This window comes from Cyclobacterium jeungdonense (assembly GCF_010994275.1).
In the GTDB taxonomy this organism is placed as follows: Bacteria; Bacteroidota; Bacteroidia; order Cytophagales; family Cyclobacteriaceae; genus Cyclobacterium; species Cyclobacterium jeungdonense.
Map to the genome: position 1 here is coordinate 26,246 of NZ_WMCD01000004.1, position 17,404 is coordinate 43,649.

Annotated in this window: 15 protein-coding genes; 13 read left to right on the forward strand and 2 right to left on the reverse strand. The window is 44.8% G+C overall.

Annotated elements, in window-relative coordinates; all coding sequences use genetic code 11:
• Positions 1 to 173 precede the first annotated feature (173 nt).
• Positions 174 to 959, forward strand: coding sequence for a phytanoyl-CoA dioxygenase family protein (locus GKS34_RS09615; RefSeq protein ID WP_163384607.1), 786 nt, complete (start codon positions 174 to 176; stop codon positions 957 to 959).
• Position 960: 1 nt separating this feature from the next.
• Here GKS34_RS09615 and GKS34_RS09620 read toward each other — a convergent pair whose 3' ends face one another.
• Together GKS34_RS09620 and GKS34_RS09625 are read right to left on the reverse strand one after the other, a co-directional pair.
• The gene (locus tag GKS34_RS09620; RefSeq protein WP_435380097.1) at positions 961 to 2,019 is read right to left on the reverse strand and encodes an NAD(P)H-dependent glycerol-3-phosphate dehydrogenase; all 1,059 of its coding nucleotides are present in this window, start codon (positions 2,017 to 2,019) and stop codon (positions 961 to 963) included.
• Positions 1,997 to 3,691: a 1-acyl-sn-glycerol-3-phosphate acyltransferase gene (locus GKS34_RS09625; RefSeq protein ID WP_163384609.1), complete on the reverse strand. Its 1,695-nt coding sequence runs from the start codon at positions 3,689 to 3,691 to the stop codon at positions 1,997 to 1,999. Before GKS34_RS09625 ends, GKS34_RS09620 begins: the two co-directional genes overlap by 23 nt.
• Positions 3,692 to 3,810: 119 nt before the next feature.
• On the opposite strand from GKS34_RS09625, the gene GKS34_RS09630 reads away from it, so the two are divergent.
• The 12 genes from GKS34_RS09630 to GKS34_RS09685 all read left to right on the forward strand — a co-directional run bounded on the left by GKS34_RS09630 (position 3,811) and on the right by GKS34_RS09685 (position 17,398).
• Positions 3,811 to 4,785 (forward strand): polyprenyl synthetase family protein, encoded by a 975-nt coding sequence (locus GKS34_RS09630; protein WP_163384610.1) that lies wholly within the window; start codon positions 3,811 to 3,813, stop codon positions 4,783 to 4,785.
• A gap of 315 nt (positions 4,786 to 5,100) precedes the next feature.
• Positions 5,101 to 5,550: a division/cell wall cluster transcriptional repressor MraZ gene (gene mraZ, locus GKS34_RS09635; protein WP_163384611.1), complete on the forward strand. Its 450-nt coding sequence runs from the start codon at positions 5,101 to 5,103 to the stop codon at positions 5,548 to 5,550.
• The gene (rsmH, locus tag GKS34_RS09640; protein WP_163384612.1) at positions 5,543 to 6,448 is read left to right on the forward strand and encodes a 16S rRNA (cytosine(1402)-N(4))-methyltransferase RsmH; all 906 of its coding nucleotides are present in this window, start codon (positions 5,543 to 5,545) and stop codon (positions 6,446 to 6,448) included. The genes mraZ and rsmH overlap by 8 nt, the downstream gene beginning before the upstream one ends.
• A 2-nt stretch (positions 6,449 to 6,450) precedes the next feature.
• A complete protein-coding gene (locus GKS34_RS09645) occupies positions 6,451 to 6,831 on the forward strand; it encodes an FtsL-like putative cell division protein (protein ID WP_163384613.1) in 381 nt (126 codons plus the stop codon).
• Positions 6,828 to 8,936, forward strand: coding sequence for a PASTA domain-containing penicillin-binding protein (locus GKS34_RS09650; protein ID WP_163384614.1), 2,109 nt, complete (start codon positions 6,828 to 6,830; stop codon positions 8,934 to 8,936). Before GKS34_RS09645 ends, GKS34_RS09650 begins: the two co-directional genes overlap by 4 nt.
• Positions 8,933 to 10,399 (forward strand): UDP-N-acetylmuramoyl-L-alanyl-D-glutamate--2,6-diaminopimelate ligase, encoded by a 1,467-nt coding sequence (locus GKS34_RS09655; RefSeq protein WP_163384615.1) that lies wholly within the window; start codon positions 8,933 to 8,935, stop codon positions 10,397 to 10,399. The genes GKS34_RS09650 and GKS34_RS09655 overlap by 4 nt, the downstream gene beginning before the upstream one ends.
• Before the next feature lies 1 nt (position 10,400).
• A complete protein-coding gene (mraY, locus tag GKS34_RS09660) occupies positions 10,401 to 11,612 on the forward strand; it encodes a phospho-N-acetylmuramoyl-pentapeptide-transferase (protein WP_163384616.1) in 1,212 nt (403 codons plus the stop codon).
• Entirely contained in the window at positions 11,613 to 12,974 is a 1,362-nt protein-coding gene (gene murD, locus GKS34_RS09665) for a UDP-N-acetylmuramoyl-L-alanine--D-glutamate ligase (protein WP_163384617.1), read from the forward strand.
• On the forward strand, positions 12,961 to 14,130 hold the full coding sequence (locus GKS34_RS09670; protein ID WP_163384618.1) for an FtsW/RodA/SpoVE family cell cycle protein: 1,170 nt from the start codon (positions 12,961 to 12,963) through the stop codon (positions 14,128 to 14,130). The genes murD and GKS34_RS09670 overlap by 14 nt, the downstream gene beginning before the upstream one ends.
• 4 nt (positions 14,131 to 14,134) lie before the next feature.
• Positions 14,135 to 15,247 (forward strand): undecaprenyldiphospho-muramoylpentapeptide beta-N-acetylglucosaminyltransferase, encoded by a 1,113-nt coding sequence (gene murG, locus GKS34_RS09675; RefSeq protein WP_240459261.1) that lies wholly within the window; start codon positions 14,135 to 14,137, stop codon positions 15,245 to 15,247.
• Complete coding sequence (murC, locus tag GKS34_RS09680) at positions 15,244 to 16,644, forward strand: UDP-N-acetylmuramate--L-alanine ligase (RefSeq protein WP_163384619.1); 1,401 nt, start codon at positions 15,244 to 15,246, stop codon at positions 16,642 to 16,644. Before murG ends, murC begins: the two co-directional genes overlap by 4 nt.
• A complete protein-coding gene (locus GKS34_RS09685) occupies positions 16,631 to 17,398 on the forward strand; it encodes a cell division protein FtsQ/DivIB (protein WP_163384620.1) in 768 nt (255 codons plus the stop codon). Before murC ends, GKS34_RS09685 begins: the two co-directional genes overlap by 14 nt.
• The last annotated feature ends 6 nt before the right edge of the window (positions 17,399 to 17,404 follow it).

A 17,404-nucleotide genomic window follows, 5' to 3' on the forward strand; every position in this document is an offset into this window, starting at 1 on the left:
TCTTTATTCATTATCCCAAAGAGCACATTTGGTATGGGCCAGAAGCACCTGCGGGTATCAAATCCCCTGGTCTTCCAGGCGAATGCTCCTTTTTGCAACAAAAAAATGACATCTTCCTGAATATCAAAAAGGCTACAAAATAAAATGATTTGGGTGGCAAAATAATCGAAAACATGCAACAACAAACACTTCAACAACTGGGCGTTCACGAAAATCTCCTTTCCAAAGCTGAAAAAGAGTTTCTACAAAGGGAAGGGTACCTTAATTTGGGAAAATTACTTTCAGATGAAACCGTGACTATATTACGTGACAAAATTCAGGAGTTGCTCGAAAAGGAAGGGGACCAGGCAGGGATCGAATTAGTACAGTCTCCAAACATCCGCCACCCAAAAGAACCAGGATCCGAACGATTAGGAGATCTTGTCAACAAAGGAGCGGAATTCGATCTTTTCTACACTCATCCTAAAGTATTGGCTGCTATTTCCTGGGTTTTGGGAATTTCATTCAAGTTATCCTCGCTAAATTTCCGCTCAGCCCTACCGGGTGCCGGACTTCAGAAACTTCATGCCGATTGGCCTGAAGCAATTCAGAATGGGGACTTTAAGGTGTGCAACTCCATTTGGTTGCTGGATGATTTTCACCAAAAAAATGGAGCGACCAGGGTCGTTCCCGGAACCCACCTGAAAACCAGTTTACCTCAGGAGGAAATGGATGATCCCATGGATTCTCATCCCGATGAAATCGTCATTGAAGCCCCAGCGGGGTCGGTGATCGTGTTTAATTCCCACACCTGGCATGGAGGAACCACCAATCAGACTTCCTCTCCCAGAAGGGCTATTCATAGCTATTTTTGCCGTAGAGACCAAATTCAGCAAACCGATCAAAAGCAGTATATACGACCTGCCACCTTGGACAGAATTAGCAAAGAGGCAGCTTACCTTTTGGGACTTGGCGACTGATTTACAGGAAGTCAATATCAGTATAGATAGGGTATTTCATCAGGGATTGCAGGGCGGTTTCCACTTTGAAATTTTCAAAAAGTACCTTGTATAAATTTTCGGTGATGGGAGCTCTGCGATTCGTGGATTCCAGGTACAGCTTGATAAGCTTGACGGTATTGATACCCTCTGCTACTTCCTCCATATCGGAAGTAATATCCACCAGTTTTTCTCCCTGAGCCAACCGAAATCCCAAGGTATAATTGCGGGAGAGGGTAGAGTTGCAGGTAGTTACCAGATCTCCTATTCCGGCAAGGCCCAGAAAAGATTTGGTGCCGCCACCCATGGCATTCCCCAGATGAATTAATTCTACCATACCGCGGGAAACCAATAATCCTTTGGCGTTGTCTCCCAGCCCCAAACCGGATAAAGCACCCGCAGCAATGGCAATGATATTTTTTAAAACGCCAGAAAGTTCGACTCCAATTATATCGGAATTGCCATAGACCTGAAAATTATCTGACCTTAATAGCCGCTGCCCTTCTCTGATGACCTCATTGTATCGACTGGCCACTACGGTGGCTCCTGGCTGGTGTTCCAATAACTCCTTAGCCAGATTGGGTCCGGCCAGACAGCCAATTCTTTCCACAACGGTCTCCTTCAGGATCACCTCACTCATTGTACAAATATGCTCCCGGTTGATCTGAGTGATGTTTTCCAGGGTCTTTCCTTCAGGCAAATTCAGGGAAAGTCCCTTGGTCCCGTGAATTAAAAAATGATAAGGGTGAAGATAGGGAGCAAACTGAACCATCACCTCCTGAAAACCCGAAGAGGGTATCATGGGAAACATCACTTCGCAGGCCTCGCAAAGCATCTCCGGATCATTGGTGGCTTTAATTTTATCAGCCAGTTTTCTATTTTTGACCTTGTGCGTTTCATTAATAGATTGTACCACGGCTTCATCCCGGGCATATACCAAAACCTCATTTTTTTCTGCCAACAAATTAGCAATGGCTGCGCCAAAACTTCCAATACCAATTACACCTATCGGCCGGGCATCAAACGATTTTTTCCAATTCATATCCATCCAGTCGGTTGTGGTAATAATACAATAAACTAATATCTTCAGTTATAACATGACCATCTTCGGTACGGATCAGGGGCCTTTTGGCATGATACATACCCAGGTTTTCAAAACCGTGGCGTATGATTTCCTCAAGAGGCTTTTCCAAATGGGGGGCAATGCCCAATTTACCCGCTTCCTTTTGACGCTTGATTTCAACTAAAACCTTCCCGCAAGCAGCCTTAAAGTCATCAAATGGCAACTGAATATCTTCCTCCGGAAGCTGCAGAAGGCTAAACAAATCCAATTTTTCATTGCTGCGTTGTATGAGTTGAAATGCAGTAAAAGCAACCAAATGACTACTAAAAACCCGATTAATTTTATGAAACTCTTCTGCAATCCGCTTGCCAAGTTTTTTGGTATACTCCTCTTCCCTTTGCAGGTCAACCGTCACCTGATTGTTAGTTAAAAAATAATCCTTGCAATCGATCGGCCTTCCGTGCCTGTCCCTGCTTTTTCCATTTTCGTCCACATAGTTACCTAGTATATCCAACGCCTTTCCAATTGAAACGGAAATATCTGAACCCTTTGTGAAAAACTTAACAAGGAATCTTGAAATCTTATAAGAGGTGGAAAATTCATCCGATTCGCTGTAGTACCTCTCCTGACCGGTATAATTCAGGTGTTCTTTTATCAGACTGGGAGCTTCCAAAACAAAATGGTAATTGATCGTAACCGGCACAATAAAAACCTTTCCAGGGTCATCGGGCTCTGCTTGATAATTGGCTCGTTGGGCCTCGATAGCGGTATTTAGCAAACCAAGTTTCAACTTGGACTCAATGGTTCCACTTCTGGAACGCGTACCTCCTGGAAAAAACAAACTATGGCACCCAAACTGAATGGCTTCTCTGGAATAGGTTTTCAGAGTTTCCAGGTAAATCTGATTTTTCTTTCTTCGATCCACCTTATAGGCCCCTAGCGCATTCATGAAATAGGCAAAAATCTGGATATTAAACAGGTTAAGCCCTGCTCCATAAATGAAAGGAGGAAGACCAAGGGTACTGATCGTCCAACCAATCAGAATGCTATCCAGGTTACTAAAATGAGTAGGTACCATTACGATGGTGCCTTTCGAAGCAAGCTCCCGTAGTTGATCGGTTTCTCCAATAATTTGGATTTTATCTTGCAGGCTATATTGGTTGCTAAAAATAGATTTGAATCCCTTTACCCGGGAAGTATTCAGTAGTCGCGAAAAGCCAAAGGTGACGATCCGGCGTGTCATTTTATAGTGACTGTGCTTAAAATTACTGGCTATTTCTTCTGCGTAGCGCTGTGTGATGGCAGTTAATATTTCCAGGTACTTCTCTTTTTTATCTGACTCGCTGAGTCTTTGATCCACCCCAATGGACAAAAGGGAAGACTTCACACCTGACCAAAAAGATGCTTCGTCGTCCGGATCTACCAACCAGGGATTTTGCTTGATTCGCATCCTTTCTTTGTACAGTGTGATCTCCAGTTCCTCTTTTAAGGCTTGAACCTGATTTCCGGTTAGGTTTTTAATTTTCTCACTACTGGACGCTACTACTTGCTGGATAAACTCTTTCCTGCCTTTACTCAGTCTTACCACCGGCCATTCATCCTTTTTTGGCAATATGGGCTCGTATTGGTGCTTGATATAGTCGTCGGTCAATGGTTTGTCATTTGGTTGGTCAAAGATAACCAAAAATAAAATTCATTAAACAGAATTATCAATAGGGCAGTTTTGTCAATGGTGGAATAGATTGTAATATTGCACCATTCAAAACACCCATGAAGCAGGATTTACAGCAGATACAAGCCCCGATAGCCACTGAGATGGCTGATTTTGAAAAAAAGTTCCGCTCCTTCATGCAGAGTAAGGTCAAACTGCTCGACCATATTACCCAATATATTGTTCGAAGAAAAGGAAAACAGATGCGTCCCATGTTTGTTTTTCTCAGCTCTGGTGTAAGTGGAAGTATCAGCGAGGCATCCTACCGGGGGGCTGCGCTTATTGAACTCCTTCACACGGCCACCCTCGTACACGATGATGTAGTCGATGATGCCAACTACCGCAGAGGTTTTTTTTCCATTAATGCGCTGTGGAAAAACAAAATTGCCGTTTTGGTGGGTGACTACCTGCTTTCCAGAGGCTTATTATTAAGTGTCGAAAACGAGGATTTCAATCTATTGAAAATCGTCTCCAATGCGGTTCGGGAAATGAGCGAAGGAGAACTTCTTCAAATTTCCAAAGCACGAAAATTGGATATTACAGAAGAGGTGTATTACACCATTATCCGGCAAAAAACAGCAAGCCTGATCTCCTCCTGTTGCGCCGTCGGCGCTGCCACCGCCGGAGCAAGCGCGGAAAGCACTGAAAAAATGCGGCTTTTCGGTGAAAAGGTTGGCATGGCTTTCCAAATTAAAGATGACTTATTTGATTATGGAGAAGACGTGGTGGGAAAGCCAGTTGGGATCGACATAAAAGAAAAGAAAATGACACTTCCTTTAATTTATGCACTAAATCATGCTTCCTGGGTCGAAAAGAAAAAAATTATCTATAAAATCCGCAATGGAAGCGAAAATAAAAGCACGGTGAACGAAATTATTAATTTCGTTAAAGCCTCTGGTGGTTTGGAATATGCCCAACAGGTGATGAACGATTTTTACCAGGAAGCGCTCTCCATTTTAGCCGAATTTCCGGAGTCCGACTATAAAACCTCCCTATCCTCATTAGTAACCTACACTATCGAACGGAAAAAATAAGATTTTTCTTTTTTTTCATTTTTTATGGGAATTCCTCCCACATATTTTTTATGGCAAAATTAGCCAGCTACTATTCCCTGAACACATTCCACAAAAACTTCTATTTAAAACCCCTGGAAAGGCATTTTAGCGGCATTTAGTTGCTGATTTATAGTCCGTTGCCCCCTTTAGCAGGCCGTATTATTTTTTGATAAAAAATTGTGTTTGTAGTTTGTTTTGGATACTTTTATACCAATGTGGTAAAAAGTGGGGCAAAGTGGTATAAAGTGTTTAGCTATTTACTACTTTTGTAATCTATAATCAGGAAGCAGAGGAATGGCATCTTTCACCGGTGAATTTGAATGTAAACTGGATGCCAAGGGCAGGTTGGTATTGCCTTCTAAAATGAAGGCATCGTTACCTGAATCCTTGGGTCAGGAAATGATGCTGCGTAAAGGTTTGGAACCTTGCCTCGAACTGATTCCCATGATAGAAGTACGAAAGGATCACAATAAGCTGGCAAGCCTGGACGACACGGACGATGATGTCAGGCGCTTTAAGCGGTCCTTTTTCAGAAGGGAATCGCCAGTAGAACTGGATACTGCCGGAAGATTTCTGATACCAAAAAACATGCTTCGGCATGGGCAACTAGAAAAAGACGCCGTACTCATTGGAATTGGTACCAAAATAGAAATCTGGAACCCGGACCTTCACGAAGAATATGCCGCCAAAGAGGAGCAGGTGTACAAAGATTTGAATAAAAAATTTTTAGGAAAAAGTGGATAACCCGGCCTACCATATTCCCGTGATGCGTGACGCCTGTCTCTCCGGACTGGCGATAAATCCTGACGGTATCTACCTGGACCTGACATACGGTGGAGGTGGACATGCTAAGGAAATCCTGAAACGGCTGAAAAAAGGGCATTTATATGCTTTTGATCAGGATCCAGATGCAGAAGCAAACATTATTAAAGATGATCGGTTCACATTCATCCAGGCGAATTTTCGTGATCTGAAACGCTATTTAAAACTTTACGGGGTAGCGAAAGTAGATGGAATCCTGGCCGATCTGGGGATTTCTTCCCATCAAATAGACGAACCTTCAAGAGGCTTTTCCACCCGTTTTGAAGGAAAGCTGGACATGCGAATGAGCCAGTCCGGAGAGCTGACAGCGGCGGAGGTTTTGAACACCTATTCCGAAGCGGAGCTTCAAAAAATGCTTAGCCTTTACGGGGAGGTGAAAAATGCCAAAACACTGGCCAAAGCGATTGTCGCCTTCCGGGCCAACACTCGCTTCGAGAGCAGTACTGAATTCAAAAAACTACTTGATAAATATGCCCCAAGAGGAAAATACGCTAAATATTCCGCTCAGGTATACCAGGCCCTGCGGATAGAAGTAAACCAGGAATTGGCTGCGCTGGAGGAAATGCTAGTCCAAAGCATAGACCTTTTGAAAACCGGGGGACGCCTGGTAGTGATGAGCTACCATTCGCTGGAAGACAGGCTGGTAAAAAACATCATGACCAAAGGGAAATTGCATGGCGAACTGGAGAAGGATTTCTATGGAAACCCGGTAAGACCTCTGGAACCGGTCAGCAGAAAAGCCATTATTGCCGGTCCGGAGGAAGTGGAAAGCAATAAACGTGCAAGAAGTGCCCGATTACGAATAGCAAGGAAAGGATGACCATGAGTAGAAACAGTTTCAGAAAACCCATCAACCCCAGGAGGAAACAAAAAAAATCCTGGTTTAACCCCTTTGCTCTGCTGGAGCAAAAGCTGGATATCAGTGGATTGGTAGGCGATAACGTACCTGTCAAGCTGGTACCTCCTTTTCTATACGCTGCGTTTCTTGCCATGATTTACATCTGGAGCAACCACCAGGCGGAAAACACCATACGAAAGATTGACCAGCTTCAACAGGAAGTAGAAGATATCAGAGCGGACGTGACCACTTTAGAAGCAGAATACATGTTTTCGAGCAAACAGTCCGAAGTGGCAAAAAAAATAGAAGTATTGGGAATATTCGAAATTGAAGAACCACCTCAACGAATTGTTTTAGAAAAGTGAATATAAAAAAATCCATATTGCTCCGGGTCAGGCTCTCCTTTTTGGTGGTAACCATGATAGCCGGTGCTATTTTTTACAGGATAGGCACCATACAGTTTGCCGAAGGGGACAAATGGCGGCAATTATCGGAGGACATCCATCTGCAATACCGTCCGGTAAAAGCCACCAGAGGCAATATTTACAGTGCAGACGGCAGCCTGCTTGCCACCAGTCTGCCTTTTTACCGTGTAGCCATGGACCCTTCCATTGCTTCCGCACCTCAACTTAAAGCAGGAATCGATTCCTTAGCTACCCTACTCTCCAGATTTTACAAGGACCGTTCCGCCGCCTCATACAAGCGCCTGATTCTGGATGCCAGAAATGAAGGTAAAAAATACCTTACCCTAAACAGGAAACAAATCGGCTACCAGGAAAAACTCAACATGATGAATTGGCCACTGTTCAGGGAAGGCAGAATGGGTGGTGGAATCATTTTCGAAAAAATTGACAAAAGATACCGCCCTTTCAAAAATCTGGCCGGCAGAACCGTGGGTTTTTTAAACGAAGACCAATACGGAGTGGGATTGGAATACAGTTTTAACGAGTACCTCGAAGGAAGAAACGGAGAAGCCTTGTTTCAAAAAATCGCAGGTGGAAGTTGGAAACCCCTGCACGATGCAGAAGATATCAAACCCACCGACGGCTTTGATATCCACACTACCCTGGATGTCAATATCCAAGACCTGGCGGAGTCTGCCTTATTAAGACAGTTGATGAATAAAGATGCCGCCTATGGCTCTGTGATCGTTATGGAGGTAGCTACCGGACACATCAAGGCAATCGCGAACCTCCAAAGAAGCAAAAATGGCTATGGCTACGGAGAATACTATAATTATGCCGTAGGAGAGCAGGGCCTCACCGAGCCCGGATCCACGTTTAAATTACTTTCCATGTTGGCATTGCTGGAAGAGGGTAAGATCAATTTGGAGGACAGTATTGATACCGGCAGCGGCAGCTATAAGTTTTACGACCGTTACATGCGAGACGCCAAACACGGGGGCTACGGAAAAATCACTGTCCGGGAGGCATTCGAAAAATCTTCGAATGTCGGAATTTCCAAAATGGTCCATGAACATTTTGGCCACCAGCCTCACCGCTTTTTAGAATATGTATCCCAGGTAAAACTAGACGGGCCGCTTGAATTTCAGATTATAGGTGAAGGTGTTCCTTATTTTAAAAATCCGGAAGATAAAAACTGGTATGGAACTACCCTTCCCTGGATGTCGATTGGATACGAACTCAAAATTACTCCTTTGCAGACACTCTCTTTGTACAATGCGGTAGCCAACGGAGGAACCTTTGTAAAACCCATGATCGTCAAACAGGTATCCAAAGGCAATTCCGTAGAGAAAAGTTACCGTACCGAAACATTACGAAAAAACATTGCCTCAAAAAAGACCATCTCCAAGCTTCAGAGTCTCTTAAAGGGGGTGGTGGCAAATGGTACAGCGAGAAATATTTATAATGAATCCTATGCCATAGCCGGGAAGACCGGAACAGCCCAGAAATTGGAAAACGGCAGGTATACTCAGAAATACTATACCTCCTTTGTAGGTTATTTTCCGGCAGACCGACCTAAATACAGCGCTATTGTAGTCATTGATAGCCCAAAAGGATTCAATGCCTACGGGGGCGATATTTCCGCACCGGTTTTCCGCGAAATTGCCGATAAGATCTTTGCACAGGACCTGAACATACAGGAAGAATCGACAAGGAAGAAGGAGCTTCCGCAAATCGACAGGGAAGAATTTCCATTCATTCAGGCAGGACATGTGGAAGAGTTACAAATGATTTGCAACAGCATGGGCATTTCAAATCATTACACCGGTTCGGAGACCTGGGTAACCACGAAGGTTGCGAATCGATCCATACAATGGGTGAGTAATGCGGTAGAAAAACCAGTTGTCCCTGACGTTTCGGGAATGACCCTTAGGGATGCGCTGTATATATTAGAAAACAAAGGTTTACGTGTGCAGCATTCCGGAAAAGGGAGGGTCAGTACTCAATCCCTGCCTTCAGGAAGCCGATATGAAACCGAACAGGTTATAAAACTAACGTTACGTTGAACATACAGTTAAAGGACATATTATACAAAGTTTCTTTGGTCTCTACCAAAGGCGACATGGAGGTTTCCGTGAACCAACTGGCTTTTGACAGCCGGAAGGTCATCGTTGGGTCCGTATTTGTGGCTATTCCAGGCACTCTGGTGGACGGGCATGCATTTATTAAAAGTGCGGAGGAAAAAGGAGCTATCGCCATCGTCTGTGAATCCTTACCAACAGAGCTACAAGAGGGAATTACTTACGTGCAGGTGGTGAATGCGGCCCAATCACTGGGGTTGATGGCGGCCAATTTTTATGGAAACCCCTCTGAAAAATTGACCTTGGTAGCGGTAACCGGCACCAACGGAAAAACGACTACCGTCACCCTGCTCCACCAGTTGTATTCGGAACTGGGCTACTCTTGCGGGTTGATATCTACGGTTGAAAACCGGATCATGGACCAGGTGCTTCCTGCCAGTCATACCACTCCCGATGTTTTAGCCATCAACGAATTGCTACTAAAAATGCTGGAGGAAGGATGTACCCATTGTTTTATGGAAGCCAGCTCTCACGCCATTGTACAGGAGCGGACGGCAGGGCTGAAATTTGCGGGTGCCTTATTTACTAATATTTCTCACGATCACCTGGATTATCACGGAGATTTTGATAGCTATATTAAAGCAAAGAAAAAATTATTTGATGAGCTCCCAAAGGATGCTTTTGCCCTGATCAATGCTGATGATAAAAGAGGTCGGGTAATGCTTCAAAATTGCAAAGCGAGGCCTTTTACTTTTGGTTTGAAATATCCCGCTGATTTTAAGGCAAAAATATTGGCCAATTCGCTTCACGGGCTGGAGCTTGATTTGGAAGGCAAGCAGGTTTGGTTCAGGCTTATCGGTGAATTTAATGCCTATAACCTGCTGGGGGTGCTGGGAATTGCCTTACTCCTGGATGAGGAAGAAGAAGAAGTATTGCGTCAATTATCCAAACTGACTGGCGCCGTGGGTAGATTTGATCAAGTGTTCCATGCGGGCATCACCGCGATCGTGGATTACGCCCACACACCCGATGCCTTGGAAAATGTTCTAAAAACCATTCAAAAACTCAGAACAAGTGGGGAGACGTTGATCACGCTGGTAGGTTGTGGCGGAAACAGGGACCGTGGCAAAAGGCCGGTAATGGCCAAAATTGCCTGTTCCTTGAGTGATCGGGTTATTTTCACCTCCGACAATCCCCGGGATGAGGATCCAATGGCTATTATTCAGGAAATGGAGGCAGGGATTAATCCGATTGACCAAAAGAAAACCCTCACTTTAGCCGATAGAAAATCTGCTATCAAAACGGCATGCAGTCTGGCCAGAAAAGGAGATATCATTTTGATCGCAGGTAAAGGGCATGAGACCTATCAGGAAATCAAGGGAGTCAAACATCCCTTTGACGATAAAAAAATAGTGAAAGAATTTTTGGAATTATTACACAAGGAATGACATGCTCTACCATCTTTTTGACTATATAGACCAAACCTACGATTTCCCCGGTGCCGGTGTGTTCCGGTATATCTCCTTTCGTGCGGGAATGGCAGCACTTTTTTCACTCCTGATTACCATTACCCTTGGTAAAGGAATTATCGACTGGATTAGAAAAAAATCAATCGGAGAAACCGTGAGGGAATTGGGGCTGCAAGGCCAAGTTGAAAAAAAGGGTACTCCTACCATGGGAGGGTTGATGATCATGGCGGCCATTGTCATTCCTACTCTTTTGTTTGCCAATATTTACAACATCTATATCATCCTACTTTTGGTAACCACCTTATGGTTGGGTGGCATCGGCTTTTTGGATGATTATATCAAAGTATTTCGAAAAAACAAAGAAGGCCTCGCCGGTTGGTTTAAAATTATCGGGCAGGTATCCATTGGAATTATTGTAGGCGTTACCCTTTACTTCCATGAGGACGTCGTGATCCGTGAATTTCAAGATACGGTGTCCATCGCGGAGGGGATCGTTGCTACGCCTGCATTTCAGGATGTAAAGTCCATGAAAACCACCATTCCTTTTCTCAAAAACAACGAACTCAATTACGACCTGGTTTTTGGGTTTTTAGGTGAAAATTTCACTCCAGTGCTTTACGTCATATTGGTGATTTTTGTCGTGACCGCAGTTTCCAATGGAGCCAATATCACCGATGGAATTGATGGGCTGGCAGCTGGGACTTCTGCCATAATTGGACTTACGATTGCCATCTACGCGTACATCAGTGGCAATGCTATTTTCTCCCAATACCTGAATGTAATGTTTATCCCCAACTCAGGGGAACTGGTGATTTTCTGCGCTGCATTCGTAGGAGCTTGTGTGGGTTTCCTATGGTACAACTCTTATCCTGCCCAGGTATTTATGGGAGACACCGGAAGTCTGATGATTGGCGGTGTCATCGCCGTACTTTCGCTTACACTTAGAAAGGAACTCTTATTACCGGTTCTATGCGGTATTTTCCTGATCGAACTGCTTTCAGTCATCATTCAAGTCAGTTACTTTAAATATACGAAAAAGAAATATGGGGAGGGACGAAGGGTTTTCCTGATGTCACCTCTACACCATCACTACCAGAAAAGAAACGTTCCGGAAGCGAAAATAACGGTAAGATTTTGGATACTGGGAATCTTGTTTGCCATCATGGCATTGGCTACACTTAAATTGAGGTAAATGCAAAAAACGGCCATCATAGGATCCGGAGAAAGCGGTTTTGGAGCTGCCCTGCTTGCCAAGCAACAGGGGCACGGGGTATTTGTGTCCGATGCTGGAAAAATAGCCGAGGAAAAGAAAACCGTTTTCCGGGAAAAGGGAATTGACTTTGAGGAAGGAAAACACTCAGTGGAGTCATTTATTGCCGCTGATACGGTGGTAAAAAGCCCGGGGATCCCCTATTCCAATCCGTTGATGACTCAGATAATCTCTTCAGGAATCCCTGTAGTGGATGAACTGGAATTTGCCTTTGGCTTTAGCAAGGGAAAGGTGATCGCCATTACCGGTACCAATGGCAAAACGACCACAACCCTGCTTACCTATCATCTCTTGAAATCAGCAGGATTGAACGTGGGGCTGGCTGGCAATGTAGGGAAAAGCTGGGCCCTTCAGCTGTGTGAAAACGACCACGACTGGTGGGTGTTGGAAGTTAGCAGCTTTCAGATAGAGGGGTTTGTGAAATTTCGTCCTTCCGTGGCCCTGCTGCTTAACATTACACCAGATCATCTGGACCGATATGATAATGACCTGTCGCTTTATGCTGCGACCAAATTGAAATTGACCGACACAATGGAGCCGGAGGACCATTTCATTTATTACGATGAAGATCTTATCATTAAATCCACGCTGAAAAGCAGAAAGAGCCAGCCAGAGGATCTGCCTTATGGATTGGACATCAGCCCTGAACGAAAGGCATATGTGGAGGAAAATAAATTGACCGTAAAAACCGGAGGGAAAATATGGACCTGGCCCATACAGGAAATGGCCCTGCAGGGAAAGCATAACCTGTGCAATTCCCTGGCAGCTGTTCTGGCGGCTAAAATGGCTGGAGTACCCTCGGAAAAACTCGGGCCCGGGCTAAAGACATTTGTAAATGCGGCCCATCGAATGGAGTGGGTGGCTGAGATTGACGGTCTCGAATTCATAAATGATAGCAAAGGCACGAATGTAGATGCCACGGCATTTGCACTTGAAGCTTACCAAAACGATCTCATCTGGATTGCCGGAGGGGTGGATAAAGGAAACGACTACAGCCTGCTGGAAAAAAAAATAGAAGGGCATGTAAAAGTGCTGATTTGTCTGGGGAAGGATAATGAAAAACTAAAAAAGGCCTTTTCTGGAAAAATACCTGTTATTCTGGAGACACAGGATTTACAACAGGCCATTACCTGGGCTTTGGAAAAAGGTGCTGCCGGAGACCTGGTATTGTTATCTCCGGCATGCGCCAGCTTTGATCTTTTTAAAAATTACGAAGATCGAGGCAACCAATTTAAAGAGGCAGTTTTGAACTTGAAAAAAGCATTTGAAAATGGCAAAAGTTAAAATCTGGCTAGAAGAAAACCTAAAAGGAGACCCCATAATCTGGGGTATCGTTATCCTGTTGTCCATGATCAGCATCTTGGCGGTATATTCCGCCACGGGATCCCTTGCCTACCGCAAAATGGGAGGAAATACGGAGATCTATTTATTTAAACACAGTGCGCTGATTTTGACCAGTCTGGTGGTCATGTGGGCGGTGCACACCATTCCCTATAAATATTTCTCCAAATTGAGTTTATTCGCTTTGTGGGTAAGCGTTCCTTTGTTATTGATTACCTACCTTTTTGGGTCTACCATCAACCAGGCCAGCAGGTGGCTCACTATTCCCATCATAGATCAGGCATTTCAGCCCTCGGATTTGGCTAAACTGGCCCTAATAGCAGCCGTTGCTGGCATGTTGGCAAAACGGCAGCGGAAAATAACAGACATCAAAGGTACCTTTATTCCAATTATCGTATGGATCGGTATCATTTGTCTGCTTATTGCCATTGCTAACATGTCAACTGCTGTCATGCTGTTGGCTACCTGCCTTCTGCTGATGTTTATAGGAAGGGTTCCCTTAAAATACCTGCTGGTTGTTGGTATGGTGGGTACGCTGGTATTATCCACAGCTATCCTGATGGGCCAGCGAGGTGGGGTGTTCTTTTCCCGAATAGAAAAATTTATGAATGATGAGCCCGGGGAAATCCCATTTCAGGCTAAACATTCCTATATCGCGATCGCCACCGGAGGCATTACCGGCAAAGGTCCCGGTAAAAGTGAACAGAGAAACATACTCCCTCACCCCTATTCGGACTTCATTTATGCCATTATCATTGAAGAATATGGAATGGTCGGGGGTGGTATCGTGCTCTTCATGTACCTCGCTTTGCTCTACCGAGGCATGCGGGTAGTCGCCATTTCCACCCGGCCGTTTGGGGGATTGTTGTCCGCAGGGTTAAGTTTTTCCCTGGTCATTCAGGCTATGATTAATATGGGAGTAGCAGTCGGACTTATCCCCATCACAGGACTGCCCCTCCCCATGGTAAGCATGGGGGGAACTTCGCTTATATTCACTGGAATATCTTTGGGTATTATCCTGAGCGTTAGCAGGGGAGATCATGAAGACGCATTTCTGGGAGAAGAAAAAACGATTAGAAACAGGGTAAACGTAGCATAAAATTTTGAAAAACAGCACCGAGACATATCGAATCATCATAAGTGGGGGTGGCACAGGAGGCCACATATACCCCGCTATTGCCATTGCTAAAGCCTGGAATGAAAACTATCCGGAAAGCGAGGTATTATTCGTGGGTGCAGAAAACAAAATGGAAATGCAAAAAGTACCGGAAGCAGGGTATCCCATAGAAGGCTTGCCTATTGCCGGATTGCAAAGAAGGTTTACCCTTGAAAATCTAAGCTTTCCCTTCAAGGTGTTGGATAGCCTGCAAAAAGCAAGAAAATTAATCAAAAACTTCAATCCCCATCTGGTGGTTGGGGTTGGAGGATATGCAAGTGGCCCGGTACTTTTCGCGGCTCAGGCAAAAGGAATACCAACCCTGATCCAGGAGCAAAACAGCTATGCGGGGCTGACCAATAAGTTGCTGGCCAAAAAAGCGGCTGCCATCTGCGTGGCCTACCCTGGTATGGAACGTTATTTTCCGGCAGGAAAGATCCACTATACGGGAAATCCTGTAAGAAAGGACATTTTGACTCTGGAGGGCAAGAAAGAAAAAGGATTGGAGCATTTCGGTCTGGATCCGACAAAACCGGTGATTCTTTCTATAGGAGGAAGTCTCGGTGCGCGCACCATTAATGAGGCGCTTCTGCAGAGTATGGCCGGTTTTGAAGCCAACGGATACCAGGTACTCTGGCAAACGGGAACCTATTATTACGATAATGTGGTCAAAAAAGTAAGGGATTCCGGTTTGATGCATATTTTCCCCAAGGAATTTATTAAAGAAATGGACCTTGCCTATGCCGCTGCAGACATGGTCATATCCAGGTCAGGAGCCCTCTCGGTTTCCGAATTGAGCCTTGTGGGCAAACCGGTTATCTTTGTCCCTTCGCCTAATGTGGCTGAGGACCACCAAACCAAAAACGCCATGGCCTTTGTGTCCCAGGATGCAGCCCTTTTACTTAAAGATAGCGAAGCCATTCAAAACCTGGAACCGATGGTACATTCCTTGCTACAAAATCCGGAAAAACAACGGGCCTTGTCGCAGAGCATTAAACAGCTTTCGAAACCAAATGCAGCAATGGAAATCGTTCATGTAATGGAAACCCTGGTACAATGAATTTACACAACTTACATAGCGTCTATTTTCTTGGAATCGGAGGGATCGGAATGAGTGCCATCGCCCGCTGGTTTAATCACATTGGGATACCTGTTTATGGTTATGACAAGACCCCGTCTCCCCTCACAGAGACGCTGGAAAGGGAAGGCATGCAGATCAGCTATGCCGATGACAGCAGACAGATTCCCAAAGAATTTAGCTCCTCTACCGAAAATAAACTGGTGATCTGGACCCCGGCTGTTCCGCAGAGTAGCCAACTTTTTCGCTACTTCGAAAGTCAGGCCTATCCGTTGATGAAACGATCTGCCGCACTGGGTCTGATTACTAAATCCATGGAAACGGTAGCCGTAGCAGGCACCCACGGCAAAACCACCACCTCCTCCATGATTGCACATCTACTCAAGAATGCCGGTAGAAATACAGCAGCTTTCCTGGGAGGCCTCACGCAAAATTATCAAAGCAACCTGATCTTGCACGATGAAGGGAGCCAGGAAGCCCCGCTGGTAGTGGTGGAAGCCGATGAATTCGACCGCTCTTTTCTTCAATTGCACCCTAATGTGAGCATTGTAACGAGCATCGATCCCGATCACTTGGACATTTATGGCGATCCGAATCAATTTCTGGACGGATTCTTAGCTTTTATAGGACTGACAAGCCCGGATGGACACCTGTTTATCCATCATGGTGCCTATGAAAAAATTAAGGAGAGGGATTTTGGAAAAGTCGCTGTCAGCACCTACGGCCTCGATGCCGGAAGGGTCCGTGCAGAAAACATCAAGGCCGGTACCGTAGCTTTTTCATTTGATTACCTTTCCGAGGATGACCGCATTGAGGGACTAAAATTACATGTACCCGGTTTTCATAACATTGAAAATGCGGTAGCTGCTATTGCTGTCGCCCGGTATTTCGGGTTATCCAAGGAGGCCATTAAAGAAGGAATTGCCACCTACAAAGGCGTAAAAAGAAGGTTTGAATGCATTCATTCGAGTGATAAAATCACTTACATAGATGATTATGCCCACCATCCGGAGGAGATCAGGTCCTTTTTGACTTCCGTCAAGGCGATGTATCCTTCGAAAAAGCTTACCGCGGTATTTCAGCCTCATTTATTTACCCGAACCAGGGATTTTGCAGCCGGTTTTTCCGAAAGCCTTTCTTTGGCCGATGAGGTCATCCTGCTCGACATTTATCCAGCCAGGGAATTGCCCATTGAAGGTGTGACGGCAAGCATGTTGCTACCTGAAATAAACTGCCCGAAAAAGCAGGTGCTTTCGAAAGAAGCCCTTCTGCCCTATCTGAAGCAGCAGCGCCCTGAAGTATTGGTAACTATTGGGGCAGGTGATATAGATCGTTTGGTAGAACCAATAGCAAAATGGATAGCAGATGACAAAGCTTAGAGATAGAAAAATAAAAAAACCCATCCTCCTTGTTTTGGTGGGGCTGGTACTCTCTGGGTTTATTGCCTTTATAGAGCATAAAGCCGGGTCACATACGATCACAGGGTTGGAAGTTTACGTGGAAGGAGTGAGTGATGTCTATTTTGTGGACGAAAAAGAGGTCGCCAGCTTGTTAACCAGTGCCTTTCCTGGCCTGGAAAAGATGGCCACTTTAAGTGAAGTTTCCATTAATGAGATGGAAAAAAAAGTAGAAGCTCATCCCTTTGTCAGAAAGGCCGAAGTTTTCAGGGATTTGAAAGGAGAAATTATGGTAAAAGTGAGTCAGCATGTCCCGATGGCAAGAATTGTCAGGCCCAAGGCTGCTGATGGCTATATCAGCACCAAAGGGAAGATATTGCCCACCTCTGCCAATTACACAAGCAGGGTGCTGATCCTTACTGGGGCAAGGGCGGAGCGCTTATTGAAGTTGGATGATTTGTCGGAGCAAGAATCCAGGTTACTGGCACTTATCCAATTTATCAGTCAGGACCCATTTTGGTCAGCTCAGATCAGTTCCCTGGAATTATTAGGGAATGGAGACATCAACCTCCACCAGCAAGTAGGAAAGCAAGTTATTGAGTTCGGTAAACCGGAAAATATCGAAATAAAATTTAGAAAAATTAAAACCTATTATAAGAAAATTCTTCCCGAGAAAGGATGGAATACTTACGATCGGGTAAATGTAAAATATAAGGATCAAATCATTTGTGAATAACTGTTA